Annotated in this window: 3 protein-coding genes and 1 pseudogene; all 4 read left to right on the top strand. The window is 36.6% G+C overall.

Features of this window, described 5'->3' with window-relative positions; genetic code table 11:
• A partial coding sequence (locus AC1DIV_RS29835; RefSeq protein ID WP_477577948.1) for a winged helix-turn-helix transcriptional regulator occupies positions 1-195 on the top strand: 195 nt, incomplete at its 5' end.
• Positions 196-801: 606 nt separating this feature from the next.
• Positions 802-1996, top strand: a pseudogene (locus AC1DIV_RS29830) (glucose-6-phosphate dehydrogenase).
• 85 nt (positions 1997-2081) lie between these two features.
• Positions 2082-2975: a phosphogluconate dehydrogenase (NAD(+)-dependent, decarboxylating) gene (gene gnd, locus AC1DIV_RS29825; protein ID WP_477577947.1), complete on the top strand. Its 894-nt coding sequence runs from the start codon at positions 2082-2084 to the stop codon at positions 2973-2975.
• Between the two features lie 54 nt (positions 2976-3029).
• On the top strand, positions 3030-4279 hold a 1250-nt coding region (locus tag AC1DIV_RS29820; protein ID WP_477577946.1), incomplete at its 3' end, for a glucose-6-phosphate isomerase.

The following is a 4279-nucleotide window of genomic DNA, read 5'->3' as shown; positions in this document are numbered from 1 at the left end:
CAATTGCGCGAACTTGAAGACCATTTGATTGTTCATCGTGAAGTCTATCCTGTCGTTCCACCAAAAGTTGAATACTCACTCACTGAGTATGGAAGAAGTCTGATGCCTATTCTGGATGCTATGTATGACTGGGGTAAAGATTATATTGAGAATGTATTGGAAAAAGAAACAGAAAACAAATCGTCTATTCAATAGAAAAAAGAGTTTCTCCTAGGGGTTCGAAAAAGTGTAAAAAAGTTCATATACTAACAAACCACGGTTAGCTATCTTAATAAAGATGCTGTCCGTGGTTTTTTATATCTCTAAGTATTTAAAAGGTTGAAAAAACACAACATTTAAACACAACATTTAATAAAAGAATCAGTTACTAAAAAGCCAAGGGCAGCGAATCTTGTATAATCGCTATCCTTGGCTTTTCACTCTTGGTATTGGATTCAAGTTTATAGTGTTATTTTTAACACTATGTTATATCAATGTATCTATATGTTAATAAAGTGCGTACTTTCAAAAGTATAACATACGTAATATACTGATTTTGCTCAAGTAATAGCGAGCTTAAAGAATACTACCAAACCTTAAGGGAATACTGCTACAAGCATGGTGAGATGAAGTGAAACTTCATTTAATAATTTATACATGTTGTTGCTTTTTACGAAAGGAGAGATCCGAATGGAAAGGTTCAAAACTAAGCAGCGAAAAGTTTGTGAAAGATGTCTCATCATCACCATAAATAATGAAACCTGTCCAAAATGTGGACATTCTCAATTAAGAGAAATCATTATTACCGTGGAGGAATGAAAAGTGGATTCTATGACGTTTGTCTTATTTGGGGCAACTGGGGATTTAGCTAAGCGAAAAATCTACCCTGCCTTGTTTAATTTATATTTGAATCAAAAATTACCAGATTCTTTTTTGATCATTGGTGTAGGAATAGACGAAATGTCTGATGTTGATTTTCAAAACCATGTAACAGACTCGCTATACACTTTTTCTAGACACTTGATAAATGATAAATCCGAAAAACAAGAGTTTGTAAAGGCATTTCGTTATTGCCARTTAGATTTCACGAATGCWGAAGGGTATAAGAAGTTAGTTGAAGTCGTTCAACAAAATGAAAAAGACCAGAGTATTGAAGAGAATCGAATGTTTTATCTTTCTGTTGCTCCTGAATTCTTTGATGTAATTGCTTTAAACATAAAGRAGAGTGGCTTAGGTTCGACAAAGGGATGGAAACGATTGATTATCGAAAAACCATTTGGGTATGACTTAAAATCTGCTGAAGATTTAAACSAAAAATTAAGCAAAGCTTTTGAAGAAGAYGAAATTTTYCGGATTGACCATTATCTCGGAAAACCAATGGTTCAAAACCTTGAAGCCTTGGAATTTGCCAATCCTGTRCTGCAATCACTTTGGAACAATCGGTTTATTGCCAATGTGCAAATTACGGCTAGTGAAACGGTTGGTGTAGAAGAGAGGGCTGGTTATTATGACCAAGCAGGCGCTATTCGTGATATGGTTCAAAATCATATGCTACAGCTRTTGATGATGACAGCCATGCATCTCCCAAAACAGATTAGTGCAAAAGATATCCGTAATGAGAAAAGAAAAGTTATGGAATCTCTGCGACCATTACAGAAAAATACTGTAGGTATCCACGTCGTTCGTGGCCAATAATGTAAGTCCTAATGAAGGTGTTTCGTTGCAGTTAAATAGTAAAAACCCGATAAATGGAAAATTAGAACCTATTGTTGTTGATTTTTCAGCGAGTAAAAAAGACGTGCCCGAAGCATATGAACTCTTAATATTTGATGCTCTGCGTGGAGATTCTACCTTCTTTGCTCATTGGAACGAAGTGAAATTATCTTGGAAATGGGTACAGCCTATTTTAGAGACATTTGAGGAAAATATTGTTCCACTTCATTCATATCAATCTGGCTCGATGGGACCAGAAGCTGCTCATCAATTATTGGAAGAGGATGGTTATAGATGGTGGTAAAAGAAAGATTATGATTATACTTTGAATCCAATACGCTATAGATGAAAAACTCAAAAAATATAGAAATACTCAAGGAGGATTAATGATGAAGGTCGGATTAATTGGATTAGGAAAAATGGGGCTAAACTTAGGAAAGAACTTAATTGACCATAAACATGATGTAGTAGCATTTGATCTAAATACAAATGCTGTTGAAGAAATAAAGAAATACGGGGCTGAAGGTACATCTAGCTTACAAGATCTTGTTCAATCAATAGAAAAGCCACGAGTTTTTTGGATTATGGTTCCACACTCCGTTGTTGATTCCGTTATTAGTGAGATAACACCATTTCTGAGTGAGGGAGATATCGTGGTTGAAGCTGGTAATTCTCACTATAAGGAATCCATTCGTCGATACAACCAGCTAAAGGAAGTGGGAGTGAGCTTTATGGATGCCGGCACATCCGGGGGTATGGAAGGTGCTAGGGATGGAGCTTGTTATATGATTGGGGGAGAGCCTGAAGCATGGAGCATTGTCGAGCCCATTTTTCGAGATACAGCTGTAGAAAATGGGTATTTATATGCTGGAAAAGCTGGTAGTGGTCACTTCCTAAAAATGATTCACAATGGAATTGAATACGGAATGATGGCTGCGATTGGAGAAGGATTTGAAGTATTAGAAAAAAGTGAATTCGATTTTGATTATGAAAAGGTAGCAAAAGTTTGGAATAATGGTTCGGTTATTCGTTCTTGGCTCATGGGTTTAACAGAACGCGCGTTTTCTAAAGATGCAAAATTAGATGAAATTAAAGGCATTATGCATTCATCTGGTGAAGGGAGATGGACAGTTGAAACAGCATTGGATCTTCAAGCAGCTACCCCTGTTATCGCTATGTCTTTATTAATGCGTTATCGTTCCTTAGACAATGATACCTTTACAGGTAAAGTGGTTGCTGCTTTGCGAAACGAATTTGGTGGACATGCTGTGGAAAAAAAATAATTTGGAAAAATAGATAAGAGTAACCAAAAATAGATCTGGGAGGAAATATAAGGTATGACTATTTCGTTTGATTACACCAACGCTTTGCCATTTATGAAAAAGAGTGAAGTAGAAGGATTAAGTGAATTTGTAAAAGTAGCTCATGGAATGCTTCATGAAAAGAAAGGTATTGGTTCTGATTTTCTTGGGTGGGTCGATTTACCACTAACCTATGATAAAGAAGAATTTTCACGTATTAAACAAGCTGCAAAAAGAATACAAAATCAATCAGATGCTCTGATTGTTATTGGCATCGGTGGTTCTTATTTAGGGGCAAGATCAGCTATTGAAGCTTTGTCTCATACTTTTCATAATCAAATAGACGGTAAGACACAAGTTTATTTTGCTGGGAACAATATCAGCTCCACCTATATCACGCATTTATTAGAGCTATTAGAAGGAAAAGATATTTCAGTTAATGTTATTTCTAAATCAGGAACAACAACAGAGCCTGCCTTAGCCTTCCGTATTTTTCGTAACTATATGGAACAAAAGTATGGAAAGGAGGAGGCAAGAACACGTATTTTTGCCACTACTGATCAGGAAAAAGGAGTATTAAAAAAACTTGCAGACGCAGAAGGATATGAAACATTTGTTATTCCAGATGATGTAGGTGGAAGATATTCTGTCCTAACAGCAGTAGGTCTCTTACCTATTGCCGTTGCAGGATTAGACATTGATCAAATGATGGCAGGAGCTGCATCTGCTGCACGTAAGTACAATAATCCAGAATTAATGACAAATGAATGCTACCAATATGCTGCAGTGCGAAATGCACTCTACAATAAGGGAAAAGTGATTGAATTGCTGGTTAATTATGAGCCATCTCTTCATTTTATATCCGAATGGTGGAAACAACTATTTGGGGAAAGTGAAGGAAAAGATCAAAAGGGTCTTTTTCCTGCTTCCGTCGATTTTTCAACGGATTTGCATTCAATGGGACAATATGTGCAGGAAGGTCGACGAAACCTTTTAGAAACGGTTTTACAGATTAAGAAATCTCGAATTGAAGTGACTATTCAGGAGGATCCAGAAAATATTGATGGATTAGACTTCCTGGCCGGTAAGACGATGGATGAAGTCAACAAAAGTGCATTTCAAGGTACCCTTATGGCTCATATAGATGGAGAAGTACCTAATCTCGTGATTGAACTGGATGAAATGAATGAATACACTTACGGTGAGATGGTTTACTTTTTTGAGAAGGCATGTGGGATTAGTGGCCATCTATTAGGAGTTAACCCATTTGACCAGCCTGGAGTCGA

The sequence above is a fragment of the Peribacillus sp. 05N428 genome (genome assembly GCF_056397085.1).
Note: the sequence above shows the minus strand (reverse complement) of the source record. Positions and strands in the feature narration are given on the sequence as shown.